The 24,904-nt window shown below is 71.1% G+C and carries 22 protein-coding genes; 19 read left to right on the top strand and 3 right to left on the bottom strand.

What is annotated here, in order from left to right; translation table 11 throughout:
• Nucleotides 1-10 precede the first annotated feature (10 nt).
• From AW272_RS07840 to AW272_RS07815, 6 genes are all read left to right on the top strand, one after another.
• Nucleotides 11-1,045 (top strand): aminopeptidase P family protein, encoded by a 1,035-nt coding sequence (locus tag AW272_RS07840; RefSeq protein WP_066362178.1) that lies wholly within the window; start codon nt 11-13, stop codon nt 1,043-1,045.
• 31 nt (nt 1,046-1,076) lie between these two features.
• Nucleotides 1,077-1,637, top strand: coding sequence for an elongation factor P (gene efp / locus AW272_RS07835; protein ID WP_066362177.1), 561 nt, complete (start codon nt 1,077-1,079; stop codon nt 1,635-1,637).
• Nucleotides 1,637-2,047, top strand: coding sequence for a transcription antitermination factor NusB (nusB, locus tag AW272_RS07830; protein WP_066362176.1), 411 nt, complete (start codon nt 1,637-1,639; stop codon nt 2,045-2,047). The genes efp and nusB overlap by 1 nt, the downstream gene beginning before the upstream one ends.
• A 76-nt stretch (nt 2,048-2,123) precedes the next feature.
• Nucleotides 2,124-2,819, top strand: coding sequence for a methyltransferase domain-containing protein (locus AW272_RS07825; RefSeq protein ID WP_066362175.1), 696 nt, complete (start codon nt 2,124-2,126; stop codon nt 2,817-2,819).
• 244 nt (nt 2,820-3,063) lie between these two features.
• Nucleotides 3,064-4,302 carry a DNA polymerase IV gene (locus tag AW272_RS07820; RefSeq protein WP_066362173.1) on the top strand — a complete coding sequence of 413 codons (1,239 nt, stop codon included), beginning with the start codon at nt 3,064-3,066 and terminating at the stop codon, nt 4,300-4,302.
• Nucleotides 4,303-4,461: 159 nt separating this feature from the next.
• Nucleotides 4,462-4,857 (top strand): SCO2097 family morphological protein, encoded by a 396-nt coding sequence (locus tag AW272_RS07815; protein WP_066362172.1) that lies wholly within the window; start codon nt 4,462-4,464, stop codon nt 4,855-4,857.
• A gap of 251 nt (nt 4,858-5,108) precedes the next feature.
• On the opposite strand, the gene AW272_RS07810 is transcribed toward AW272_RS07815, so the two are convergent.
• The 3 genes from AW272_RS07810 to AW272_RS07800 are packed head-to-tail and all read right to left on the bottom strand — an operon-like array spanning nt 5,109 to nt 9,909.
• Nucleotides 5,109-7,673 (bottom strand): transglutaminase TgpA family protein, encoded by a 2,565-nt coding sequence (locus AW272_RS07810; RefSeq protein WP_066362170.1) that lies wholly within the window; start codon nt 7,671-7,673, stop codon nt 5,109-5,111.
• The gene (locus tag AW272_RS07805; RefSeq protein WP_066362169.1) at nt 7,673-8,911 is read right to left on the bottom strand and encodes a DUF58 domain-containing protein; all 1,239 of its coding nucleotides are present in this window, start codon (nt 8,909-8,911) and stop codon (nt 7,673-7,675) included. Before AW272_RS07805 ends, AW272_RS07810 begins: the two co-directional genes overlap by 1 nt.
• Nucleotides 8,912-8,922: 11 nt before the next feature.
• Nucleotides 8,923-9,909, bottom strand: a complete 987-nt coding sequence (locus tag AW272_RS07800; RefSeq protein ID WP_066362168.1) for an AAA family ATPase — start codon at nt 9,907-9,909, stop codon at nt 8,923-8,925.
• A gap of 412 nt (nt 9,910-10,321) precedes the next feature.
• On the opposite strand from AW272_RS07800, the gene mraZ reads away from it, so the two are divergent.
• From mraZ to AW272_RS07740, 13 genes are all read left to right on the top strand, one after another.
• Nucleotides 10,322-10,753 carry a division/cell wall cluster transcriptional repressor MraZ gene (gene mraZ / locus AW272_RS07795; RefSeq protein ID WP_066362596.1) on the top strand — a complete coding sequence of 144 codons (432 nt, stop codon included), beginning with the start codon at nt 10,322-10,324 and terminating at the stop codon, nt 10,751-10,753.
• A 242-nt stretch (nt 10,754-10,995) separates the two neighbouring features.
• On the top strand, nt 10,996-11,955 hold the full coding sequence (gene rsmH / locus AW272_RS07790) for a 16S rRNA (cytosine(1402)-N(4))-methyltransferase RsmH (protein ID WP_066362167.1): 960 nt from the start codon (nt 10,996-10,998) through the stop codon (nt 11,953-11,955).
• 8 nt (nt 11,956-11,963) lie between these two features.
• Nucleotides 11,964-12,497, top strand: coding sequence for a cell division protein FtsL (ftsL, locus tag AW272_RS07785; RefSeq protein ID WP_066362165.1), 534 nt, complete (start codon nt 11,964-11,966; stop codon nt 12,495-12,497).
• A 3-nt stretch (nt 12,498-12,500) separates the two neighbouring features.
• A complete protein-coding gene (locus tag AW272_RS41855) occupies nt 12,501-12,845 on the top strand; it encodes a hypothetical protein (protein WP_157518428.1) in 345 nt (114 codons plus the stop codon).
• Between the two features lie 311 nt (nt 12,846-13,156).
• Complete coding sequence (locus AW272_RS07780) at nt 13,157-14,872, top strand: peptidoglycan D,D-transpeptidase FtsI family protein (RefSeq protein WP_245657261.1); 1,716 nt, start codon at nt 13,157-13,159, stop codon at nt 14,870-14,872.
• Between the two features lie 67 nt (nt 14,873-14,939).
• A complete protein-coding gene (locus AW272_RS07775) occupies nt 14,940-16,451 on the top strand; it encodes a UDP-N-acetylmuramoyl-L-alanyl-D-glutamate--2,6-diaminopimelate ligase (protein ID WP_066362594.1) in 1,512 nt (503 codons plus the stop codon).
• A complete protein-coding gene (locus tag AW272_RS07770; protein WP_066362163.1) occupies nt 16,448-17,815 on the top strand; it encodes a UDP-N-acetylmuramoyl-tripeptide--D-alanyl-D-alanine ligase in 1,368 nt (455 codons plus the stop codon). The genes AW272_RS07775 and AW272_RS07770 overlap by 4 nt, the downstream gene beginning before the upstream one ends.
• Nucleotides 17,812-18,888, top strand: a complete 1,077-nt coding sequence (gene mraY / locus AW272_RS07765) for a phospho-N-acetylmuramoyl-pentapeptide-transferase (RefSeq protein WP_066362162.1) — start codon at nt 17,812-17,814, stop codon at nt 18,886-18,888. The genes AW272_RS07770 and mraY overlap by 4 nt, the downstream gene beginning before the upstream one ends.
• Nucleotides 18,870-20,255 carry a UDP-N-acetylmuramoyl-L-alanine--D-glutamate ligase gene (murD, locus tag AW272_RS07760; protein WP_066362161.1) on the top strand — a complete coding sequence of 462 codons (1,386 nt, stop codon included), beginning with the start codon at nt 18,870-18,872 and terminating at the stop codon, nt 20,253-20,255. The genes mraY and murD overlap by 19 nt, the downstream gene beginning before the upstream one ends.
• Entirely contained in the window at nt 20,252-21,508 is a 1,257-nt protein-coding gene (ftsW, locus tag AW272_RS07755) for a putative lipid II flippase FtsW (RefSeq protein ID WP_157518427.1), read from the top strand. The genes murD and ftsW overlap by 4 nt, the downstream gene beginning before the upstream one ends.
• A gap of 60 nt (nt 21,509-21,568) precedes the next feature.
• A complete protein-coding gene (gene murG / locus AW272_RS07750) occupies nt 21,569-22,648 on the top strand; it encodes an undecaprenyldiphospho-muramoylpentapeptide beta-N-acetylglucosaminyltransferase (protein WP_066362160.1) in 1,080 nt (359 codons plus the stop codon).
• Complete coding sequence (gene murC, locus AW272_RS07745) at nt 22,645-24,042, top strand: UDP-N-acetylmuramate--L-alanine ligase (protein WP_066362159.1); 1,398 nt, start codon at nt 22,645-22,647, stop codon at nt 24,040-24,042. The genes murG and murC overlap by 4 nt, the downstream gene beginning before the upstream one ends.
• A complete protein-coding gene (locus AW272_RS07740; RefSeq protein ID WP_083958097.1) occupies nt 24,039-24,773 on the top strand; it encodes a cell division protein FtsQ/DivIB in 735 nt (244 codons plus the stop codon). The genes murC and AW272_RS07740 overlap by 4 nt, the downstream gene beginning before the upstream one ends.
• The last annotated feature ends 131 nt before the right edge of the window (nt 24,774-24,904 follow it).

Genomic DNA, 24,904 nt, shown 5'->3' with positions numbered 1-24,904 from the left:
ATTTCCAACCATGAGTTTCGCGGAACGCCGCGCCCGCCTGGCCGCGCTCCTCACCGAGCGCGGCCACGCTGGCCTCCTGGTCACCCGGCCCGTCAACGTCCGCTACCTGACCGGCCTGGCCAGCTCCAACGCCGCCGTGCTCGTCCGGGCCGACGCGACCGCCTCCCTCGCCACCGACTCCCGCTACATCGAGACCGCCCGGTCCTGCGAAGGCGTCGACCTGAAGCAGAGCCGCGACGTCGCCGGCGACCTCCTGGAACCCGGCGCCGCCGTCGAGGCCCACCACCTGACCGTCAGCGAATACCACCGTCTCGGCGGCACGGCGCCGCTGACCGAGGGCCTGGTCGAAGACCTGCGCCGCGTCAAGGACTCCACCGAGATCGCCGCCCTGGCCCGCGCCTGCGCCCTCACCGACGAGGCGTTCTCCCTGGTCATCGGCCAGATCGCGGCCGGCATGACGGAACGCGAGATCGCCCGGATGCTCGACTTCCGGATGATGGAGCTCGGCGCCGACCGCCCCGCATTCGACACGATCGTCGCAAGCGGCCCCAACGGCGCGATCCCCCACCACTCGCCCGGGGATCGCGCGGTGCGAAAAGGTGACCTCGTCACGATGGACTTCGGCGCCCTGTACGACGGCTACCACGCCGACATGACCAGGACCGTGGCCCTGGGAGAGCCGTCCGACTGGCAGCGCGAGATCTACACGCTGGTCCACGCGGCCCAGGCGGCCGGACGCGCCGCCGTCCACCCGGGGGCCGAGGTCGGCGAGATCGACGCGGCCGCCCGCGACCTGATCGCCGGGGCGGGCTACGGCGACCGCTTCGGACACGGCCTGGGCCACGGCGTCGGCCTGGAGATCCACGAGGAGCCGTTCCTCGGCCCCGGCAGGAACGGTAGACTAGAGGATCGAGTTCCGATCACCGTCGAGCCCGGCGTCTACCTGCCGGGGCTGGGCGGCGTACGCATCGAGGACACGCTTGTGACGCGTGACCCATTGCCGGAGCTACTCACACTCACCACCCGGGAGCTGCTCGTCCTGTGAGCGGCCCGCACGCAGGAGAAGAGACTTCAACGTGGCGACCACGAACGACCTGAAGAACGGACTCGTGCTCAAGCTTGACGGCGGCGACCTCTGGTCCGTTGTCGAGTTCCAGCACGTCAAGCCCGGCAAGGGCGGCGCGTTCGTCCGAACGAAGCTGAAGAGCATCAAGTCGGGCAAGGTCGTCGACAAGACCTTCAACGCCGGCGTCAAGGTCGAGGTCGCGATCGTCGACCGGCGCGAGATGCAGTTCTCCTACATGGACGCGGAAGAGTTCGTGTTCATGGACACCGAGACCTACGACATGCTCAACGTCACCCGGGTGGCCGTCGGCGACGCCGCCAACTACCTGCTCGAGAACATGACCGCCACGGTCGCCGTCAACGAGGGCAACGTCCTCTACGTCGAGCTTCCGGCCGCCGTCGAGCTGATCGTCGCCGAGACCGAGCCGGGCCTGCAGGGCGACCGCTCGACCGGCGGCACCAAGCCCGCGAAGCTGGAGACCGGCGCCGAGATCAAGGTGCCGCTGTTCATCACGACCGGCGAGAAGGTCAAGGTCGACACCCGGACCGGCGACTACCTCGGTCGCGCTTGATGTCTGCCCGAGGGAAGGCACGCCGGCGCGCGCTCGACATCCTCTTCGAGGCCGAGGCTCGTGACGAAGATCCGCTCAGCGTCCTCGCCGAGCGGGTGGAGCGGGCCGAGCCTCCGGTCAACGAATACACGATCTCCCTGGTCGAGGGCGTGGCCGGTCGGCTGGGCCGCATCGACGACCTCATCTCGACCTACTCGGAGGGGTGGACGATGGAGCGCATGCCCGCCGTCGACCGCAACATCCTCCGGGTGGGCACCTACGAGATGCTCTGCGTCGACGAGGTGCCCGAGGGCGTCGTGATCAGTGAGTGGGTGGCCCTGGCCGGCGAACTGTCGACCGACGAGTCGCCCCAGTTCGTCAACGGCCTGCTGGCCCGTTTCAAGCAGCTCAAGCCTTCCTTGACGCTCTGAGCTCCGGCGGCGGCGTAGGCTGACGTGCCTACGTCGTCGACTGGGGGCAACCGGGCTCCCGTTTGGGAGGATCACCGTGCGTGACGCCACGCGGCAGCCCCTGGTCTGGGAGTCCCTACAGGCGGCCATCGCCGGCAGATCCGCGCTCGACATCCTCGACGCCGGCGGCGGCACCGGCGGTTTCGCCGTGCCACTGGCCCGGCTGGGCCACTCGGTGACCGTGGTCGATCCCTCACCCGACTCCCTGGCCGGCCTTGAGCGCCGCGCCGCCGAGGCGGGCGTGACCGTCACCGCCCTCCAGGGCGACGCGGGCGACCTGGCCGACCTGCTCCCCGCCGCCAGCGCCGACCTGGTGCTCTGCCACAGCGTCCTGGAATACGTCGACGACCCGGCCGCCGCGCTCGCGTCGGTCCACACGGTCGTCCGCCCCGGGGGAGTGGTCAGCGTGCTGGCCGCCAACCCCGTGGCCACCGCCATCCACCGCGCCCTGGCCGGCAATTTCGCCGAGGCCGCCGACGTGCTCCGCACCGGCACCTGGGGCGAGAAAGATCCGACCCCCCGCCGCTTCACCGGCGACACCCTGGCGGCCCTGCTGAGCAAGGCCGGCTTCACCGTGGGCGAGGTCCAGGGCGTCCGCGTCTTCACCGACCTGGTCCCCAGCCGCTTCGCCGAAGACGACCCGGATGGACTGGTCGAGTTGGAGAGGGTGGCCATCACGCACCCGGTCCTCCGAGACATCGCGACGCGACTCCACCTCCTCGCCCACAGGTAGAAAAGCCTCTTTCTCCGTTACGGCTCCGCCCACCCCGGCCCCGCCCGCCGCCCCCGGCGAGCGCCGCACCCGGCGCCCACCGGCCGCGCCCGCATCACACCCGACGAGCAGGTCCGGCCGACGAGCAGATTTGGCGAAACGAGCGGGCTTGGGTCAAACGGGCGGGCTGGCCAACGAGTGGGTTTGGCCAAACGGGCCAGGTCTGGCCGTTTCGGCCGAACGTCTGTTCGGATAGACTCGCGGCATGTCGAGGAAACAGGTGTTGCCGCAGGTCACCGGCCCGACCCAAGCGGGCGACGACACCGGCTGCCCGATCCTCCACGTCGACATGGACGCGTTCTTCGCGGCGGTCGAGCTGATCGACCGCCCGGAGCTCCACGGCACCCCCGTGATCGTCGGGGCCGCCGGGGCGCGCGGGGTGGTTTTGAGCGCCACCTATGAGGCCCGCCGGTTCGGGGTCCACTCGGCGATGCCGATGACCCGCGCGATGCGCCTGTGCCCGCAGGCCACGATCATCCCGCCCTCCCACGGCAAATACGGCGCGATCTCCAAGGGCGTCTTCGAGATCTTCCACTCCGTCACCCCACTCGTGGAGCCGCTCTCGGTCGACGAGGCCTTCCTCGACGTCGCCGGCGCCCGCCGCAGGCTGGGGTCCCCGATTCAGGTCGCCGCGATGATCCGGGCCCAGGTGGCCGACCGGTTCGGGGTGACCTGCTCGGTCGGTGTGGCCTCCACCAAGTTCGTCGCCAAGCTCGCCTCCCGCCAGTGCAAGCCCGACGGCCTCCTGGTCGTCCCGGCCGACGGCGTCGTCGACTTCCTCCACCCGCTCCCGGTGGCCGCTCTGTGGGGCGTGGGCGAACGCACTGAGCAGGCGCTCACGCGCCTGGGCATCAAAACGGTGGGTGATCTGGCCCGAGTGCCCATTGCCACGCTCCAGCGCGAATTCGGGGCCGCGGGGAGCCATTTGGCGGCGCTGGCGTGGGGCCGCGACGAGCGCCGGGTGACCACCCACGTGCCCGACAAGAGCATCGGCAACGAGGAGACCTTCGCCCACGACGTCGACGACCCCGAGACGATCATGCGGGAGCTGCTCCGGCTCTCCGAACGGGTCGCCGCCCGGCTGCGCGCCGCCGACTACGTCGGCCGGACCGTCAGTGTGAAGCTGCGCCGGTCCGATTTCACGACCATCACGCGGTCGCGTACCCTCCGAGAGGCCACAGATGTGGCGAAAGAGATACATACCACCGCTTGCGACCTCTACAAGGCCGCCGGTCTCGATAGAGTGCGTCTGCGACTCGTAGGCGTCCGGATGGAGAACCTCCGCCCGGCGGGCACGGCGACCAGGCAAATCGGCCTGGGAGACCGCGAGATCGGCTGGCGGGAGGCGGAACAGGCGATGGACAAGGCGATCCGGAGATTCGGCCCGGATGCGGTCCGCCCCGCCTCGCTGGTCCGAAAACAGTTTGGTCCAATGGATCTATGACGTCACCTCCACATTGGACCGCGCTTGTGGACGTTCTGACCGTTTTCTTTCGCCGACGTCTACAGACTCGTATTCTGGGGATAACCGACCGCAGGGTTCGGACATCCCGTGTAGTTCGTTGCCGTCTTCCCCGTCTTGGGGCCGTCCTTGGGAGGCGCCGTGCCGCTGTCTGAGCACGAGCAGCGCTTGCTCGACCAGATCGAGCAGGCCCTCTATGCCGAGGACCCGAAGTGGGCCAATACCGTCCGGATCAGTGACCCACGCAGCCATTACAAGCGCCGCCTGGTGAAGGCCTCCATTGGCTTCGCACTCGGCGTCGTCCTGCTGATGGTCGGCGTCGTGTCCACCGTCATCTGGCTCGGCGTCGCCGGCTTCGTGGTCATGCTCGCGACCTGCCTGTGGGGTCTGTCCAGTTGGAAACGCATGAACGGTTTCCACGGCGACCGCCCCCCGGCATCCACGCAGCAGCAAGGGCCGGCCGGCCGTCGTGCGCGCCGTCCCGGCTTCATGGAGCGCATGGAGGAGCGCTGGCGCCGTCGTAACGACGAGCGTTAGCCGCCACAGCTTGTTTTAGGGGCAGATCCACAGCCCGAGCCACGGCCAGCCATCGGCTGGCCGCGTCTCGTGTTGTCCGAGCAGATTCACAGCGCGAGCCACGACAGGCCTGCCTAGGGGCAGATCCGAGCGTGAGCCACGACCGGCCTCCGGCCCTCCGCATCTTACGGCGGGCTGTCCGCGTCTCGCTGAACGTGGAAACACGAACGGGCCCGGGGCTGACGCCCCGGGCCCGTTCGTTTGTTCCGTGCTTACCGGCGTGAGCCCACCTGGGATTCCAGGACGTCCTCGGTGGTGGCGGTCTCGGTTGCCTTTCGCGACGGACGGAAGCGGATGGTCTCCAGGCGGTCGAACCCGTCCAGGAGCCGCTCTCCGAGGCCGCGCACCCGCAGCAGCGCCGACATGGGCGCCAGCACCGCCGCGATCCGCCGGCCCCGTGACACCGACGCGGCCAGGCTCCGCCTGATCGCCTTGAGGTCGTCGACCAGAGGCGTCGTCTCGCCGGGGGTGCGGGCGTAGCGCAGCTTCTCCTCGCTGGTGGCGATCTTGGTCAGGGCCTTCGCCGCCTCGGTGTCGAGCGGGTAGGCCTCGGCCAGCCGCCGTCCCAGGGCCCGGGGCGTCTCGCTGCCGGCCTTGGGCATGCCCAGGTCGATCAGCGTGTCGCAGAGTTCGGCCCAGGCGGCCTCCACGGCCGGGGCCGCGAAGGTGTTCTCCTGCTTGGCCGCGACGACCACGGGCTCCTCCACGGACCAGACCGACGCGGGCTCCCCGGCGGGTTCACCGCCGATCACCTCGCCGCCGCCCCAGCCGTCGTCCTCGTCCTTCTTCTTCGGCGCGACGACGGGAACCTCGTCGTCCGGTACGGCCGCCGCCCGGTTGAGCACCCGCCGCCGCCACAGCCACAGCACCATCCGCATGAACGCGGGGATCAGCGACAGCAGCAGCGCGATGGCCACCCCGATGCCGATGTTGACCCAGATGGGCGTCTCCTCGGCCACCGGCAGACCGGTCGGACCGAGCTCCCGCTCGGCGTTGGCGATGCCCCCGGCCGGGCTGTTCGCGCCCGGCGAGGCCGCCGGGCCACTCGACGGCGCGGCCGACGCCCCCGGTGCGGGATCGGCCGAGTCGGACTGCGGCAGCGTGTACGACGGCACCCGCGCCGTCGCCTGCCCGAACCCGCCCGACGGGGTCGGCTCGAAGGTCAGCCAGCCGGCGCCCTCGAAGTAGAGCTCCGGCCAGGCGTGCGCGTCGTGGGTCCGGACGATCCACCGGCCCTCCGACTTGGTGCCGCCGGTGTAGCCGATCGACACCCGCGACGGGATGTTCAGGATCCGCGCCATCACCGCGAAGGCGCTGGCGAACTGCTCGCAGTAGCCCGACCTGCCGACCAGCAGGAAGTCGCTCAGGGCGTTCAGCCCCGACCCCTTGGTCTGCAGGTCGTAGGTGAACCCGCCGGAGACGGTGAAGAACTGCTGCAGCTTCACCGCTCGCTCGTAGGGCGTGGTGGCGCCCTGGGCGACCTCCTCGGCCAGCTCGATCACCGCGGGGTCGATGTCGGCGGGCAGTGTCAGGAAGCGCCCCTGGACCTCGATCGGCGCGTCCGGCGCGTTGTTCAGCAGGTCCGGTTCGGGCCGCACGTCCTTGCCGATGACCTTGTATTCGAGCCCGGCCGCGTCGTCCTCGGTGGAGAACACCATGAGGGTGTTGCGGTCGGCCCGCCAGTCGCCGTCGGCGATGACCTGCGCGGCCGGATAGGGCAGCGGCAGGAACCGCAGCTCCTCGATGTCCTCGCTGACCGTGATGGTCTGGTCGGTGGGCACCGTCGGCGTGGTGTCCGACAGGCCCGGCGGGGGCGGCATGACGCTCTCGCTGACCCGGTCCTCGGGACGCCCGCGCAGCGAACTCGACTTGAACTGCTGCCCGTCGAACTCGTCGAGCGAGTAGATGCGCAGGTAGCGCGGCACGTCGTCGGAGGAGGTGTAGGTCAGCACCGGCGCGTTCACCGGGTGCGACAGCTGCCCGCTGAGCTTGGCGATGGCGTCGGGGATGCCGACGTTGCGGCCACCCGGGCCGAAGCCGTTGCCCACCCCGAACCCGAACGGCGGGTTGGGCGTCAGCGTGGGGATCAGCGCCGGGATGCCGATGGCCAGCGCCACGGCGGTGACCCCGATGCGCTTGCCCGACAGGACGAGCTTGCCCGCGTCGGGCGCGGTGGTGGTCGTCCGCGTACGCCGTACCAGCACGGCCCGGCCCCAGTGGCTGACCCGTTCGCGCCCGTCGGACACCAGCAGGCCGACGAAACCGAGCGCGCCGATGATGAACGCGGGCCAGGCGATCGGCTCGTTCAGCACCGCGGCCGGGACGGTGAACAGCCCGAGCAGCGGCAGGCCCGCCAGGGCCGCCCGGCGCACCCGCACCGCGAACGCGTCGACCAGTATCGCGATGAACGCGATCCCGCCGGCGGCCAGCAGGGTGATACCCGTGGTCGACGGGACCGGCGCGGCGAACCGCTGGATCTCGTCCCAGCCCTCGGCCATCAGTTCAGCGATCTTGGCGGTGGAGTCGAAGTTCGGGATGAACCCCCACCACGCCTCGTCGCGGGCGAAGCTGACGGTCATGAACAGGATCGCGGCCAGCGCCATCGCGATCGGCGCCGCGAACGGCGGCTGCGCGAACCGCGACACCAGCGCCGCCGCCAGGGTCGTGCAGATCAGCACGCCCAGCATGGCCCAGAACCACGAGCCCTCGGAGAACAACGGATAGAGAGTGAGCGCGACGGCCCCGGTGGCCGCCCCCGACGCGATGGGCAGTCGCATTACGCGGCACTCCTCTTGTACGCGGCATCGGGCCACACCGCGGGAAGCGGGACCCCGGCGGGCAGCCGCAGCACCCGCCAGCCGCTCGCGGCCAGCACCGCCTGAGCCTGTTCGTGTTCGGGGGAGACCTCGTCCGCGGTCCCGCCCTCCCAGGTCGCGACGTCGAGCATGACGGCGACCCCGGTCATGTGGCCGTGCCGCAGCCGCGCCAGCGACTGGGCGTCTTCGAGGTCGAGGGCCCCGAGCACCGCCACGATCAGTCCTTCGCCGCCGCCCTGCCGAAGCCCGGCGATGCCGTTGGACAGCGACCGCGACTGGCTGTTGCGCACCACCGCGAGCGTGTCGAGCAGCGAGGTCTGCACGCCGCCCTCCATGAGTTGCTGCGCGCCCTGGTCGGTGACCAGCCGCAGTCCCAGTCCCTCATGGGCGAGGTGCACGCCGATGGAGGCCGCCGCCGAGACCGCGACCTCGAACGACGAACGCGGCCCCTCACCCCGGTGGGCGGGCCGCCGCGTGTCGAGCAGGAGCGCGCCGCGGCTCTGCCACTGCTGCTCCTCGCGCCGCACCATCAGCTCGCCGTACCGGGCGGTCGAGCGCCAGTGCACCCGGCGCAGGTCGTCGCCCTGCCGGTAGTCGCGCGGCGCGACGTCGTCGTCGCCGGCCGAGGCCACCGATCGGGTACGGCTGTCGCCCCCGCCCGCCCACTCTCCGGACAGTCGCACGTACGGCAGCGGGATGACCTGCGGGGTCACCACGAGTGTGTCGGTCGCGGTGAACGTGCGGGCCAGCTCGACCAGCCCGAACGGGTCGGTGATGCGGACGGAGAGCGGCCCGATGGAGTAGCGCCCGCGCAGATCCGACCGCACCTTGTAGTCGATCTCGCGGATCCCCTTGGCCTCCACCCGGTCGAGCACGAACCGGGGGCGGGTGCCGAGGGCGTACTGCAGCGTGTCCTCGATGAGGAGCAGGCCGGTGGGCAGCCGGGTCACGTTCTCCAGCCGCAGGGTGACCGTGCTGTCGTTGCCGGCCTCGACCCGGGAGGGGTCGAGGCGGCGCGCGCAGCTCAGCCGGTAACGGGTCCGCGCCACCACCATGACGGCCAGCAGCGGCAACGCGACGATCAGGATCGCCACACGGACGAGGTCGTGCTCCCCGAGCAGGAACGCGCACACCAGAGCGGCGATCCCGGACGCGAGGAACGACCTGCCCCGGGCGGTGAGCGCCCTGAGTCCGGTCATATAGAGGAGTCCTACTTCGTGTCGGGCACCGGGACACGGCGCACAAGCTCGGCGAGCGACTGCTCGGGCAGCCGCCGCTGGCCCTGCGCTTCCATGCTGGGCAGCAGGCGGTGGGCCAGAACCGGCACCGCGAGGTCCTGGATGTCGTCGGGGATCACATAGTCACGCCCGGAGAGCGCGGCGTGCGCGCGGGCCGCCCGCACCAGCTGCAGAGTGGCGCGCGGGGAGGCGCCCAGCCGCAGGTCGGGGCTCTGGCGGGTGGCGTGCACCAGGTCGATCGCGTACTTCTTCACGGGCACGGAGACGTAGACCGCGCGGACCGCCTGGATCAGCGACTTCACCTCGGCGGTGGTGGCGACCGGCTCCAGCTTGTCGAGCGGCGGCGAGGCGCCGTGCACGTCGAGCATCTCCAGCTCGGCCAGCGGCTCGGGATAGCCCATCGCGATCTTCGCGGTGAACCGGTCGCGCTGCGCCTCGGGGAGGGGATAGGTGCCCTCCATCTCGATGGGGTTCTGGGTCGCGATGACCATGAAAGGACCGTCGAGGTGGTGGGTGATGCCGTCGACCGTCACCTGCTTCTCCTCCATGCACTCGAGGAGGGCCGACTGGGTCTTCGGCGAGGCCCGGTTGATCTCGTCGCCGACCACGATGTTGGCGAACACCGGGCCGGGCTTGAACTCGAACTCGCGGGTCTGCTGGTTGTACGCGCTCACACCGGTGATGTCGGAGGGCAGCAGGTCGGGTGTGAACTGCACCCGGCGCATCGGGCAGTCGATCGACTTCGCCAGGGCCTTGGCGAGCATCGTCTTTCCCACACCCGGTACGTCTTCGATGAGAAGGTGACCTTCGGCGAGCAACACGGTCAGCGTCAGCCGGACCACATCGCTTTTGCCTTCGATGACGGATTCGATCGCGTCCCGGATCCGGTGCGCGACCTCCACCAGCTCGTTCAGGCTCTCCGAGCCGGCCTCATCACCGACGCCGTGAGTTACTGCCACCGGGCCTCCAAGGGCGTGCCGTATTGCTGGGGGTTTGCCATTTCTTATCCATTGTGTGTACCGAGACTATGCCGCACGTGGTTCCCGGGCGACTTTGTGCAGAAAGAAGGGTGAACTGCCCACAGTGTCGTGCTACGCCGTCCGGATCGTGTGGTACGCCAGTCCTGATTCCGTGACACGCCGGGCGGGCGCCTTGACCCGCACCTGTTGATACGCGCGCTGAGCGACACGCCCGCGCCGCTCCACCACCCCACTTAGCCCCACCGCTTTTGACCTGCGGAAACGCCCGATAAACGAGATCGTCATACCGTTTGAATCAGTTGACGGTGGAGAGAAGTGGAGTATGGTGGAGCCCAGTGGAGGGCCGTGGCTGTAGGGCTTCGTGTTCCCCATGGCACGGGAGGTGGCGCCGATGTTCCTCGGCACTCACCACCCGCGCCTCGATGACAAAGGACGGCTGTTCCTGCCGGCGAAGTATCGCGAGGAGCTGGCGGAGGGTCTTGTGATCACCAAAGGCCAGGAGCGCTGCCTCTACGTCTTCCCCGTAGAGGAGTTCCAGCGCATCACTGAGGCTTTGCGCACCGCGCCGGTGACCGCCAAGGCCGTCCGCGATTACAGCCGCGTCTTCTTCGCCAGTGCATCCGATGAGACCCCCGACAAACAGGGGCGCGTCACCATCCCGCCCGGCTTGCGGAACTACGCCGGGCTCGATCGTGACTGCGTGGTCATCGGCGCCAACACCCGGCTGGAGATCTGGGCCGCCCCTGCGTGGGAGGCCTATCTCGCCGACCAGGAACAGGCATTCGCCGACCTTTCCGAGGAGGTGCTGCCCGGGATCCTGTGACCTTTCGAAATGACCCGTCGGTGACGTTCGGCGAGGTCTCCACCCGCCCGCCGGGCACCTGATGCACCTTCCCCGGTGTCAGGTGCCACGAGACGCGGTTTGCGGATGGGGACCTGGCCGGACGGGTCGGCTCTCCGCCATAGTTCTCGGCGGCAAGCCGGTCGAGGGTGGGGACTGTCTAACCGACGGAGCCGCGCGACCGCGAGCCCAGAAGCGGCATTCACATATGGGGGGTACGACGAATGATCGACCAGAACACCGGTGGGCACGTTCCGGTGCTGCTGGGTCGCGTGCTGGAGCTGCTGGCTCCCGCACTCACCGGGCCGTCCCCGGTGGTCGTCGACGCCAACCTGGGCCTGGGGGGCCACGCCGAGGCGATCCTCGAAGCCCACCCGAACGTCCACCTCATCGGCATCGACCGCGATCCCTTCGCCATCGAGATGTCGACCGAGCGCCTCGCGCCCTACGCCGACCGCACGACGATCGTCCGTGCCGTCTCCAGCGAACTCTCCGACGTCCTGCGTGAAGCGGGCCGGCCGGTCATCGACGGCGCGCTGTTCGACCTCGGCGTCTCCTCTCCGCAGCTCGACGAGGCCGACCGCGGGTTCGCCTACTCCTACGACGCGCCCCTCGACATGCGCATGGACCGTGACCAGGAGCTGACCGCGGCCGACGTGGTGAACACCTACGAGCCCCGCGACCTCGCCCGGGTGCTGCGCGACTTCGGCGAGGAACGCTTCGCCGCGCGCATCGCCGACCGCGTCGCCAGGGAACGGGCCGTCGAGCCGATCAACTCGACCAAGCGCCTCGCCGACCTCGTCCGCGAGGCGATCCCCGCCGCGACCCGCCGCACCGGCGGCAATCCGGCGAAACGAACCTTCCAGGCGCTGCGCATCGAAGTGAACGCCGAGCTGGCCGCTCTCGACGTGGCCCTGCCCGCCTCGCTCGACGCGCTGACGGTGGGCGGGCGCGTCGTCGTGCTCTCCTACCACTCCTTGGAGGACCGGCTGACCAAGCAGGTCCTCACGGCGCGAACCAGGGAAACCGGCCCCCCCGGGCTGCCGGTCCCGATGGAGGCTCACCAGCCCCGGTTCCGCCTCCTGACGAGGGGAGCCGAGCTCCCCGACGACGACGAGCTGGCCCGCAACCCGCGGGCCGCCTCGGCCCGCATGCGGGCGGCAGAGAGGATCCGCCAGGGATGAGGCCGACGATGAGCCCACTGAAAGACCTGAAGCCCGAAGTCAAGCCGGACGCCCAGCCCAATGTCCGGCCCGACGTCCGGCGTCGCCCGCGCGGACCCGTCACCCACGCCCGCCCGGTGGCCCGGCCGGAGGCCCCGGTCACCCGGCGCGCGCCGCAGCCGCCGTCCGAGCGGCGACGCCCGCCGAGGGCGCCCTTCGTCATGCTCGTCGTCGGTCTGCTCGGCGGCGGTCTGGTCAGCCTGCTCCTGCTCAACACCGTGCTCGCACAGGACTCGTTCAAGCACAACGAGCTGCGCCGCGTGAACGAGCAGCTGCGCCAGCAGGCCGACGCGGTGAGGGGCCAGCTCCGCGACGCCGGCCAGCCCGGCACGGTCGCCAAGAACGGCGTCCAGCACGGCGTGTCCCCCGACGACACGGCTCCGAAGTGGGTCGGCGGCGCCCGCACGCCGTCGATCACCGACCCGGAGCCCACCACCTCGGGCCGCACCGAGCCCAACGCGGAAGTCACAGACAACGCTGAGACGGGGAGCACCGAGCAGTGAGCAGTGGCGGCGGCCGCCCACCGTCCCCGGGACGGCCGGGCGGCCCCGGCGACCGGGGCCCTCGTGACGGCCGCCGCGCCTCGGGTTCAGGCTCCCATCCAGGCCGCGCCGACGGCCCGGGGCGTCCACGGCGTCCCGACGACGCCGGTCGGCCACGCGAGGCCGACACCGAGCCGGGCGTTCCCAAGAAGGGCCGCCCGGCCGATGAGCCACGCCGTCGTGACGACGGCCGGGAAGGGAAGCCCCGAGAGGGCGGGCGCGGTGGCCGGCCCGGTGACGGCGGCTTCCGCGACGGCGGCCGGAACCGTGACGGCGAAGGCCGGCTCCGTGAAGGCGGGCGCCCGGTAGACGGACGTCCCAGAGACGACGCGCGTCCGGCCGAGGGGCGCGCCCGCGCCGGTGCCCGCCCGGGCGACGGACCGCCGCGTGACGGTGCACGCCCCGGTGAGGGTCCTCTTCGTGACGGCGCCCGCGGCCGCGAGGGCGCCGGGCGGCCCCTGCGGCCCGGGGAGAAGCCCGTCCGGCCGCTCAAGCCGGGGGAGCGGCCGCTCAGGGCGCGTGAAGGCGACGGCCCGCCGCGCCGGAACCCCGGCGGTCCCGGCGGTCCGGGTGGGCCCGGTGGCCCGCCGCGGCGGCCGGTTCCGCCGCCGCGTCCGGCTGTGCTGCGGCTGGGGAACCCGCGCCGGCGGATCAACATCGCGCTCATGGCCATGGCCGTGGTGCTGTCGCTGTTCGCGGGGCGGCTGGTCCAGCTCCAGGGGCTGAACTCCAAGACGTTCCAGGCCAAGGCCGCCGAGCAGCGGGTGCGGCCCGAGGTCCTGCCCGCCAGGCGGGGCTCGATCCTCGACGCCAACGGCAACGAGCTCGCCGTCACGGCCGACGCGCGGGAGATCTACCTCGACCCCAAGGAGACCAAGCCCGAGCAGCGCGACCTCATCGCCACCAAGCTCTCGGCCGAGCTCGGCAAGCCCAAGGAGAGCATCGTCGCTAAGCTCGCCCAGGACACCAAGCGCTACCTGGTCGTGGCCAAAGACGTCGACCCGCTGGTCGCCCGCAAGATCATGGGCATGGGCTTCCGGGGGGTGGGCTCCAAGCCGACGTACAGAAGGCTCTATCCCGGCGGGACGCTGGCCGGCGGGCTGGTCGGGTTCGTGGGCGACGACGGGTTCGGGCTGGAGGGTCTGGAGCAGGCGTACAACAAGACTCTGGCCGGCAAGGACGGGCAGCAGAGCATCGAGATCGGGCGTGCCGGCGAGCGCATCCCGATGACCCGCAGCACCCGTGTCGCGCCGGTGCCGGGTCGCGACCTGCGGCTGACGATCGACCGCTACATCCAGTGGGCCGCCTACGAGGCGATCGCCAAGCAGGTCAAGGCGGTCGGGGCGCGCAGCGGCAGTGTCATCGTCATGGACATCACGACCGGGCAGATCGTCGCCATGGCCAACGCGCCCGAGGTCGACCTGCGTGACTGGCAGGCGACCTCCGCGGAAGACCGGGGGAACAAGGCCGCCGCCGACGTGTTCGAGCCGGGCTCCACCAACAAGGTCATCACCGCCGCCGCCGCGCTGGAGGCGGGTGTGGTCGCGCCCTCGACGCTGTTCACGGTGCCCGACAACATCCAGTGCGCCGACAAGGTGCTCCGCGACGCCCACCCGCACAAGACCGAGCAGATGACCTTCGCCCAGATCCTCGAGGAGTCGAGCAACGTCGGCACGATCATGGCGGGCACCAAGATCACCGATCAGCGCCTGCACAACATGTTCACGGCGTTCGGCTTCGGCTCCAAGAGCGGCGGGGTCATCCCCGCCGAGGAGGCGGGTCTGCTGCCCGACTGGCAGAAGTGGAGCGGCTCCCAGCGCTGCACGATCATGTACGGCCAGGGCATCTCCGTCACCGCCCTCCAGATGGCCAGCGTCTACCAGACCATCGCCAACGGCGGCGTGCGGCTGACGCCCACGATCGTGGCCGGCACCACCGACGAGAAGGGCCACCTGGTCCCGGCCGCCGCGCCGAAGCAGACCCGGGTGATCAGCGAGCTGACCGCCCGCCAGCTCAGCGGCATGCTCGAGAAGGCCGTCGCGGGAGCCGACGGAACCGGCGCCGCCGCCTCCATCGATGGATATCGGGTGGCGGGTAAAACCGGAACCGCCATGCGTTATGACCAGAAATGTGGCGGATACTGCGGTTATACGGCGACGTTCGTCGGGTTCACCCCCGCCGACGCGCCCCGACTGATGGCCCTGGCCGTCATTCAGGACCCGAAGAAAGACCATTACGGCGGAACGATCGCCGCGCCCGTATTCCAGGAAGTCATGACTTTTGCGTTGAAGACCAAGAAAATCCCGCCGACCGGGTCGACGAGCCTTCTCCGGTGACCGGGAACGATACGCTCTCGCCGTGAACGAGCCCGACCGCACCGCCCGGCCTCACCCGGACCAGCAGATGCGCCCGTCCTCCACTTCGCCGCGCCCGCTTTCCGGGCTGACGGCCCTGCTCGGCGTGCAGTCGGTCGCCGGGGCCGGACGCGGCGTGGTCACCGGGATCACGATCGACTCCCGCCGGGTCCGCCGGGGCGACCTCTACGTCGCGATCCAGGGCAAGACCGCCCACGGCGCCACCTTCAGCTCGGCCGCCATGGGCGCGGGCGCCAGCGCGATCCTGACCGACCACGAGGGCGCCGAGATGGCCGCCGAGACCGGTCTCCCGGTGTTCGTGCTGGCGGAGCCGCGTCAGGTGCTCGGCCAGGTCGCCGCCTGGGTCTACGGTCAGCCGGCCGCCGACATCCCCGTCATCGGGATCACCGGCACCAGCGGCAAGTCGACCTCCACGTTCCTGATCGAGGCGGGGCTGCGCGCGGCGGGGCACCGCACCGGCCTGGTCGGCGGCGTCGAGATCCACGCCGGCGACATCAGCGTGACGCCCGAGCTGACCACCCCGGAGGCCAGCGACCTGCAGGGCCTGTTCGCGCTGATGCGCGAGCAGAAGGTGACCGCCGCGACGATGGAGGTCTCCAGCCACGCGCTGGCGCTGGGCCGGGTCGAGGGTCTGTTCTACGATGTCGCGATCTTCACCAACCTGTCGCAGGACCATCTCGACTTCCACCGCGACTTCGACGACTACTTCGCCGCCAAGGCCCGCCTGTTCACCCCGGAGTTCTCCCGCCTCGGCGTGATCAACATCGACGACGCCCATGGCCGCGAGCTGGCCGGGTCCGTGAAGATCCCGGTCACCACGTTCTCCGCCGAGGGCGCGGCCGACGCCGAGTGGCGGGCGGCCGACGTCCGGCTGGGCGCCGACGGGAGCACCTTCCGGATCGTCGGGCCCGGCGGGGTCGAGGCCGAGGTGGCCGTCGGGCTGCCGGGGCCCTTCAACATCGCCAACACCCTGGGCGCCCTGGTGGCGCTCGTGGAGTCGGGGGTGGCGCTGCAGACCGCCGTCCACGGGGTGAGCGGGTTCCGGGGCGTGCCGGGGCGGATGGAGCGGGTGTCCGGCGGCGACGGGTTCCAGGCCATCGTCGACTACGCCCACAAACCTGGAGCCGTCGAGTCTGTGCTCCGCGCCCTGCGCGAGGTGACCGACGGTACTCTGACGATCGTCCTCGGCTGTGGCGGCGACCGCGACAGCGGCAAGCGCGCCCTCATGGGCGAGGCCGCCGCGCGGCTGGCCGACGTGGCCGTCTACACCAGTGACAACCCCCGCAGCGAAGACCCGCTCGCGATCATCGCCGCGATGCTCGACGGCGCGCTGGCCGTGCCGCGCGAAGATCGTGCCCGTGTGATCGTCGAGCCCGACCGGGCCGCCGCCATCGACCTGGCGATCTCCAGGGCCGGCCGGGGCGACGTCGTCGTCGTGGCCGGGAAGGGCCATGAGCAGGGGCAGTACTTCGCGGGAGAGGTCGTCCCGTTCGATGACCGTGAAGTGGTCGCCGCCGCCATCAGCAGGAGGAACGCATGATCCCGTTGCCGCTGGGCCGGGTCGCAGAGATCACGTCGGGCGCCCTCTCGGGCCAGGCCGACCCCGGCGCCGTCGTGAGAGGCCCGGTCGTGATCGACTCGCGGGCCGTCGAGCCGGGGTCGCTGTTCGTCGCGATCAGGGGTGAGCGGGCCGACGGCCACGACTTCGCCGCTCAGGCCCTGGCCTCGGGCGCGACCGCCGTGCTGGCCTCCCGGCCGGTCGACGGTCCGGCCGTCATCGTCGACGACGTCGTGGCGGCGCTGGCCAAGCTGGCGAACGCCGTGGTCACCGACCTGTCGAAGGCGACCGTCATCGGAGTCACCGGTTCTGCCGGGAAGACGTCGACCAAAGACCTGCTGGCCCGGCTGACGGCCAGGATCGGTCCAACGGTGGCGCCGGTGGGGTCGTACAACAACGAGATCGGCCACCCCCTCACGGTGCTCAAGGCCGATGAGGACACCCGGTTCCTGGTGCTGGAGCTGTCCGCGCGTAACGCCGGACATATCGCTTATCTGGCGGGAATCGCCCCGCCGTCCATCGGGGTCGTGCTGAACGTCGGCACCGCCCACCTGGGCGTGTTCGGCGGCAAGGAGGCCATCGCGGCCGCCAAGGGCGAGCTGCCCGAGGCGCTGCCGTCGTCGGGCGTGGCCGTGCTGAACCTCGACGACCCGCTGGTCACCGCGATGAGCAAGCGCACCTCGGCGCGGGTCCTCTACTTCGGCCGCAAGGCCGGCGCGCACGTCCGCGCCACCGACGAGACCCTCGACGACCGCGGCCGGGCCCGGTTCACCCTGCGCACCCCGTCGGGTGAGGCCGACGTCGCGCTGCGCCTGCACGGCGCCCACGCGGTGGAGAACGCGCTGGCCGCCGCGGCGGCCGCCCACGAGCTGGGGCTGCCGGTGGCCGCCATCGCCGAGGAGCTGTCGCTGGCCGAGCCGCGCAGCCGCTGGCGGATGGAGGTCACCGACCGGGCCGACGGCGTGACCGTGATCAACGACGCCTACAACGCCAACCCCGACTCGATGCGCGCCGCCTTCGCCGCCATGCACGCCCTGGGCCTCCACCGCCGGAAGTTCGCGGTCGTGGCCGCCCTGCGCGAGCTCGGCGACGACGCGCCCGCGCTGAACGAGGGCGTCGGACGGCTGGCCGACGCCGCCGGTCTGGCGGCCCTGGTGGTCGTGGGGGAGGACGCCGGGCAGATCATCGCCGGCGCCCCCGGCGCGATCCACGCCCCCGACGTCGCGGCGGCCGTGAACGAACTGAGTGGCCGACTCGCACCGGGAGACGTCGTGCTGATCAAGGGACCCAGGGCCGCCGGCCTGGAGAAGGTCGCCGAAGCTCTCTTGGGGGGTGACGCCCGGTGAGAGATATCATCGTCGCCGCAGCGGTCGCGCTCATCATCTCGATGCTCGGCACCCCCCTGGCGATCCGGCTGTTCGGGCGGCGCGGCTACGGCCAGAACATCCGCGAGGAGGGCCCTCAGGGCCATTACGACAAGAAGGGCACGCCCACCATGGGCGGCACGGTCATCGTGATCGCCGCCCTCCTCGGCTACGCCGTCGCCCACCTGGCCACCCTGCTGTCGGCCAACCCCTCGCCCCCCACCGCCTCCGCGCTGCTGGTCCTGTTCCTCATGACGGGCCTGGGCGTGGTCGGCTTCCTCGACGACTTCATCAAGATCTACAAGCAGCGCAGCCTGGGCCTGCGGTCGGGCGCCAAGGCCCTCGGCCAGCTCGTCGTCGGCGTCGTCTTCGCGATCCTCGTGGTGCGTTTCCCCAACTCCTACGCGGTCACCCCCGCCGAGACCCGCCTGTCGTTCCTGCGCGACTTCGGCCCGTCGATCGGGCTCATCGGCTTCATCGTGTGGGTGCTCATCATGATCGTCGGGTTCTCCAACGCGGTGAACCTGACCGACGGCCTCGACGGCCTCGCCTCCGGAGCGACGGGGGTGGTGCTGGCGTCGTACGTGCTGATCGGCAACTGGCAGCTCCGCAACAGCTGCACGACGGCGATCCTGGGGCCCAACTGCTACATCGTGCGCGACCCGCTCGACCTGGCCGTCGTCGCGGCGGCGGTGCTGGGCGGGCTGATCGGCTTCCTGTGGTGGAACGCCCCGCCGGCGAAGATCTTCATGGGTGACACCGGGTCGCTGGCGCTCGGCGGTGTGATCGCCGGCCTGGCCATCACCACCCGCACCCAGCTCCTGCTGCTGCTGCTGGCCGGCCTGACCGTCGTCATCACCGCGTCGGTGATCATCCAGGTCGGGTTCTTCAAGATGACCAGGAAACGCATCTTCCGGATGGCTCCCCTCCAGCACCACTTCGAGCTCAAGGGCTGGGCCGAGACCACGATCGTGGTGCGGTTCTGGCTGATCGCCATGCTCTGCGCGGCGGCCGGGCTCGGTCTCTTCTACGTGGAATGGATGCCCAAGACGTGAGTCGTGTCGTCGTCGCCGGGCTGGGCGTCTCGGGCACCGCCGCCGCGCGCGGCCTGGCCCTGGGCGGCGAGCGGGTCGTCGTGGTCGAGCAGTCCGACCGGCCGCTCCCCGAGGATCTCGCGAACCTCGGGGTCGAGAAGGCCACCGAGCTGCCCGACAAGGTGGAGCTGGTCGTCACCTCGCCGGGCTGGCGTCCCGACCACCCGCTGCTGGTCGAGGCCGCGCGGGCCGGGATCGAGGTCATCGGCGAGGTCGAGCTCGCCTGGCGGCTGCGCCACGAGGGCGCCGCGCCGTGGCTGGCCCTCACCGGCACCAACGGCAAGACGACGGCGGTCCGCATGCTGACCTCCATCCTGGAGAAGGCCGGCGAACGGCCCCTCGCGGTCGGCAACGTCGGCACCCCGATCATCGAGGCGGTCCTCGACCCGGGCGACACCACTGTGCTGGCCGTGGAGCTGTCGAGCTTCCAGCTCCACTGGTCGTCGAGCGTCGCCCCGGCGGCGGCCGCGATCCTCAACGTCGCGCCCGACCACATCGACTGGCACGGCTCCTTCGAGGAGTACGCCGCCGCGAAGGCCCGCATCTTCGCCAACGCGGGCGTGGTCGTCTACAACGCCGACGACCCGTGGGCGACCCGGCTCGCCGAGCCCTACGACGCGATCGGCTTCACCCTCCAGGTGCCCCGGCCGGGTGAGCTCGGGGTGGTCGAGCACCTGCTGGTCGACCGGGCCTTCTGCGACGACCCGCACAGCAACGCGGTCGAGCTGGCCGAACTGGGCGACGTGAAGCCGTTCGCGCCCCACAACGTCGCCAACGCGCTGGCCGCCGCCGCGCTCGCCCGCGCCTACGGCGTGCCGGCCGGCGCGGTGCGCGAGGGGCTGGCCGCCTTCACCCCCGACCCCCACCGGATCGCCCACGTGGCGACCGTGAAGGGGGTCGACTACGTCGACGACTCCAAGGCCACCAACCCGCACGCGGCGGGGGCGTCGCTGGCGGCGTACACGTCGATCGTCTGGGTGGCCGGCGGACAGCTCAAGGGCGCCGACATCGACGAGCTGGTCGCGGTGTCCGCGAAGCGGCTGCGCGGCGTGGTGCTGCTGGGCGCCGACCGGGCCAGGATCGCCGAGGCGCTCGCGCGACACGCGCCGGATGTTCCCGTTGTGGAGGTCGGTGGGGAAGACACTGGGGTCATGGACCGTGTCGTCACCGAAGCCGCCCGGCTCGCCTCCCCGGGTGACACCGTGCTGCTGGCCCCCGCCGGAGCGTCATTCGACCTGTTCGCCAACTATGGCGCGAGGGGAGACGCCTTCGCGCGCGCCGTTCGCCAGCTGGATTCCACCCCGGGACCAACCCTGGGAACGCAGTGACCGCCGGCGCGGTGACGGAGGAGCAGACCCAGGCCCAGGCCCGCCCGTCGTGGGCGGCGACCCAGCTCGCCACCGCGCGTGAGCTGCTGAGCCGTCCCCTCACCTCCTACTACCTCATCCTCGGCTGCAGCGCCCTGCTGCTGGCGCTCGGCCTGATGATGGTGCTGTCGGCGTCGTCGATCGAGGCGCTGCAGATGATGGGCGACCCGTTCTACTGGTTCCTCAAGCAGTCGCTGTCGGTCGCCCTCGGCCTGCCGCTGATGTACGTCTGCTCCCGGCTCCCGCAGCGATTCTTCCGGCTGGCCGGATATCCACTGCTGGCGCTGGCGATCATCGGCCTGGTCATGACGATCTTCATCGGCTCGTCCGAGCTCGGCGCGCAGCGCTGGATCTACATCGGCAGCCTGACCATCCAGCCGTCGGAGCCCGCCAAGCTGGCCCTGGTGATCTGGGGCGCCGACCTGCTCGCCCGCAAGGCGCGCAACGGCAGGATCGAGTGGCGCCACCTGCTGATCCCGCTGATGCCCGGCGTCGCCATCCTGGCCGTGCTCGTCATGATCGGCCGCGACCTCGGCACCACGCTGGTGCTGATGATCATCTTCCTGGCGCTGCTGTGGGTGGTGGGAGCTCCGGTACGCCTGTTCGCCGGCATCATGGCACTCCTCGCCATGGCCACCGTCTTCATGATCACGTCAGAGGGATACAGGTCTGACCGAATCGACGGCTGGCTCGACCCGTGGGCCAACGCCCAGACGACCGGCTTCCAGGCCGTCCAGGGGCAGATCGCGATGGGGTCGGGCGGCTGGTTCGGGCTGGGCCTCGGGTCGTCGCGGCAGAAGTGGGACTGGCTGCCCCACGCCGAGAGTGACTTCATCTTCGCGATCATCGGCGAGGAGCTCGGCCTCATGGGCACGCTCACCGTGCTCGTGCTGTTCGGCCTGCTCTGCTACGCCGGGCTGCGCATCGCCGTCCGGACCAAGGACTCGTTCGTCCGCCTGGCCGCGGCGGCCTGCACGGCCTGGATCGGCGGGCAGGCGATCGTGAACATCGGCGCGGTCATCGGCGCGCTGCCCATCACCGGAATCCCGCTGCCACTGCTGTCCTACGGCGGGTCGGCGCTGTTGCCGACCCTGGCCGCGCTCGGCATGTTGCTGTCGTTCGCCAAACGCGAGCCGGGCGCCGCCGAGGCCTTGGCCGCGCGGGGCCCCGGACCGGCCGCGCGGGCTCTAAGCTGGCTTGGCCTCAAGTCCTGACCGCCTTATTTTGGGGCAGATCCACGAGCGCAACGGTCCAAAGCACGACTAGGGAGAGACATGAGGGTTGTCCTCGCCGGCGGCGGGACGGCCGGCCACATCGAGCCGGCGCTGGCGCTGGCCGACGCGCTCCGCCAGTTCGACCCGTCGATCGGCATCACCTGCCTCGGCACCGAACGCGGCCTGGAGACGCGACTGGTCCCGGCCCGGGGTTACGAGCTCGCGCTCGTGCCCGCGGTTCCCCTGCCCCGCGCGCTGACCCCCCAGCTCCTCACCGTGCCGGGGCGGCTCGCGGGCGCGATCAGCGCCGCCGGGAACATCCTGGAGCAGGTGCGGGCCGACATCCTGGTCGGCTTCGGCGGCTACGTCGCCACCCCCGGCTACCTGGGCGCGCGCCGCAAGGGCGTGCCGATCGTGGTGCACGAGGCGAACCCGAAGCCCGGCCTCGCCAACCGCCTCGGCGCCCGCCTGACCAGCCACGTCTTCACCGGCCACCCCGACACCCCGCTGCCGGGCGCCGAATACGTCGGCATCCCGCTGCGCAAGGACGTCTCCACGCTCGACCGGTTCTCGCTGGGCGACAAGGCGCGCTCTTACTTCGGGCTCGAGAGCGACCGTCCGACGCTGCTGGTGTTCGGCGGCTCGCAGGGGGCCCGCTCGATCAACAACTCGGCCCTCAACGCCGAGCCCTACCTCCGCCGCGCCGGGATCCAGGTGATCCACGTGATCGGCCCGAAGAACACCGTCGAGGTCGAGCCCCCGCCCGGCGACCCGCAATACGTCATCCTGCCCTACGTCGACCGCATGGACCTGGCCTACGCCGCCGCCGACCTCGTGCTGTGCCGCAGCGGCGCGATGACCTGCGCCGAGCTGTCCGCCGTGGGCCTGCCGGCCGCCTATGTGCCGCTGCCGCACGGCAACGGCGAGCAGCGCCTGAACGCCGAGCCGATCGTGCGCGCGGGCGGCGGCCTGATGGTGGAAGACGCCGAGCTCTCCCCCGACTGGATCATGCGCACGCTCGCGCCCCTCCTGCACGACCCGAACCGGATAGCGGCCATGTCGGAGGCCGCCGCCCGGATGGGACGCAAGGACGCCGACGTGACGCTCGCCCGCAAGGTTCTGGAGATCGCAGCCCGATGAGTCTGGTCAAACTGGTTGAGCCCATCCCCGCCGAGGAACTCGGACGGGTCCACTTCATCGGCATCGGCGGGTCCGGCATGTCCGGCATCGCCCGCATCCTGCTCAAGCGCGGGGTGGCCGTGTCGGGCAGCGACGCCCGCAGCTCCGACCAGCTGAGCGAGCTGCGCGAGCTGGGCGCGACCGTCCACGTCGGCCACGCCGCCTCGCACATCCGCGACGTCAACACCGTCGTGGTCTCCACCGCGATCCGCGACTCCAACCCCGAGCTGGGGGAGGCGCTGCGGCAGAACGTGCGGATCATCCCGCGCGCCGCCGCGCTCGCCGCCGTCATGACGGGCAAGACCGGGGTGGCCATCGCGGGCACCCACGGCAAGACGACCACGACCTCGATGCTGACCGTGGCGCTGCAGAAGTGCGGGGCCGACCCGTCCTACTGCGTCGGCGGCCAGCTCGTCACCACCGGCCTGGGGGCCGACGAGGGCGCCGGGGCGGCGTTCGTCGCCGAGGCCGACGAGAGCGACGGCTCGTTCCTGATGCTCGCCCCGCGCATCGCCGTGATCACCAACGTCGAGGCCGACCACCTCGACAACTACGGCGACCCGCAGGCCGTCTACGACAGCTTCGCCCGTTTCGTCGAGCGCATCGGCGAGACGGTCGTGCTCTGCTCCGACGACCCGGGCGCCGCCGTGCTGATCCCGATCGCCCACGCCCGCGGCCTGAAGGTCGTCACCTACGGCGAGGGCGAAGAGGCCGACCTGCGCATCTCCGACGTGGTGCCGCGCGGTCTCGGCCTGGAGTTCACCCTGAAGGGCCACGGCGCGGTCCGCCTGTCGGTGCCCGGCCGCCACAACGCCCTCAACGCCACCGCCGTCATCGCGGTCGCACTCGACCTCGGCCTGTCGTTCGACGAGGTCAGAGACGGCCTGGCCGCCTTTACCGGGGCCAAGCGCCGGTTCGAGGCCAAGGGCGAGGGCGGTGGCGTCACCGTCTACGACAGCTACGCCCACCACCCGACCGAGCTGGCCGCCGACCTGCGCGCCGCCCGCGACGTGGTGGCCGGGGCGGGCCGGGTCATCGCGGTCTTCCAGCCCCATCTCTACTCCCGCACCCGCTTCTTCGCCGACGAGTTCGGCGCCGCGCTCGGCCTGGCCGACGAGGCGATCGTCCTGGATGTGTACGGCGCCCGCGAAGACCCCGAGCCCGGCGTCTCCGGCGCGCTGGTGGCCGGGAAGGTCACCCTCCCGGCCGGCAACGTGGCCTACGCGCCCGACCGGGGGGCCGTCCCCGCGCTGGTCGCCGACCGGGCCCGTCCCGGCGACATCGTGCTGACCATGGGCGCGGGCGACGTCACCGAGCTCGGCCCCCGCATCGTCGCGGAGCTGCGGGCCCGGTGACCACGGCTGAGGTTCCGGCGCTCGCCGACAGGTCGCCCGCACCCGAGCGGGCGACCCGCAAACGGCCGGGCATCTGGCGCTTCGCCAGCGCCGCCCTGATCACCGGCGGCACGCTGGCGGTCTCGGGCTGGCTGGTGTTCCTGTCGCCGGTGCTGGGCGTCAAGGAGATCGTGGTCGAGGGCGTGCTGGCGCTGCCGTCCGATCAGATCGAGCGGGCCGCCGCGCTGTCCCCCGACACCCCGATGGCCACGGTCGACCTCGAGGCGGTCCGCCGCCGGGTGGCCGCCGTGACCGAGGTCGAGTCGGCCAGGGTCGAACGGGTCTGGCCCGGCACGATCACGATCACGATCCGCGAACGCACCGCGCTGGCCTCGGTGCCGATGAACGGCAAGTCGGCCGTGGTCGACCGGTTCGGGGTGGTGCTCGACATCGTCGCGGTCGCCCCGCCCCGGCTGCCGGTGGTCCGGCTGCCGCAGCTCGACCCGCAGGACCCGGCGGTGCTCGCCGCGCTGAGCGTTCTCGGCGTGCTGCCCGAGCACCTGCTGCGGAAGGTCCACGAGGTGCAGGCCAAGAAGGCCGACTCGGTGACCCTGCTGCTGTCCGACGGCCGGACGGTGATCTTCGGCGGGCCCGAACGCGCGGCCGACAAGACCCGTATCCTTCTCGGGCTGCTCAACCAGCGGGCCGAGACCTTCGACGTGAGCTCTCCGGAAGTCGTCACCGTCCGCTGAGGAGCCGCGTTCACGACACGCCGGGCCGGTTGCGGCGCGGTGAGTTGACCCTGGCGGGGCGCAACCCTACTGTCCGTATCAATCCTCAGGTTGACATAACTCTAAATCTCAACTTGAGGGTGAGACTTGGC

The sequence above is a fragment of the Herbidospora mongoliensis genome, assembly GCF_001570545.1.
GTDB classification, from domain to species: Bacteria; Actinomycetota; Actinomycetes; order Streptosporangiales; family Streptosporangiaceae; genus Herbidospora; species Herbidospora mongoliensis.
This window is presented reverse-complemented; position numbering and strand designations above follow the sequence as displayed.

Coding starts and splice junctions, on each gene's coding strand:
- AW272_RS07840 (WP_066362178.1), top strand. CDS start 11: ATGAGTTTCGCGGAACGCCGCGCCCGCCTGGCCGCGCTCCTCACCGAG.
- nusB (WP_066362176.1), top strand. CDS start 1,637: ATGTCTGCCCGAGGGAAGGCACGCCGGCGCGCGCTCGACATCCTCTTC.
- AW272_RS07820 (WP_066362173.1), top strand. CDS start 3,064: ATGTCGAGGAAACAGGTGTTGCCGCAGGTCACCGGCCCGACCCAAGCG.
- AW272_RS07810 (WP_066362170.1), bottom strand. CDS start 7,673: ATGCGACTGCCCATCGCGTCGGGGGCGGCCACCGGGGCCGTCGCGCTC.
- AW272_RS07805 (WP_066362169.1), bottom strand. CDS start 8,911: ATGACCGGACTCAGGGCGCTCACCGCCCGGGGCAGGTCGTTCCTCGCG.
- mraZ (WP_066362596.1), top strand. CDS start 10,322: ATGTTCCTCGGCACTCACCACCCGCGCCTCGATGACAAAGGACGGCTG.
- rsmH (WP_066362167.1), top strand. CDS start 10,996: ATGATCGACCAGAACACCGGTGGGCACGTTCCGGTGCTGCTGGGTCGC.
- ftsL (WP_066362165.1), top strand. CDS start 11,964: ATGAGCCCACTGAAAGACCTGAAGCCCGAAGTCAAGCCGGACGCCCAG.
- AW272_RS07775 (WP_066362594.1), top strand. CDS start 14,940: ATGCGCCCGTCCTCCACTTCGCCGCGCCCGCTTTCCGGGCTGACGGCC.
- AW272_RS07770 (WP_066362163.1), top strand. CDS start 16,448: ATGATCCCGTTGCCGCTGGGCCGGGTCGCAGAGATCACGTCGGGCGCC.
- murD (WP_066362161.1), top strand. CDS start 18,870: ATGGATGCCCAAGACGTGAGTCGTGTCGTCGTCGCCGGGCTGGGCGTC.
- murG (WP_066362160.1), top strand. CDS start 21,569: ATGAGGGTTGTCCTCGCCGGCGGCGGGACGGCCGGCCACATCGAGCCG.
- murC (WP_066362159.1), top strand. CDS start 22,645: ATGAGTCTGGTCAAACTGGTTGAGCCCATCCCCGCCGAGGAACTCGGA.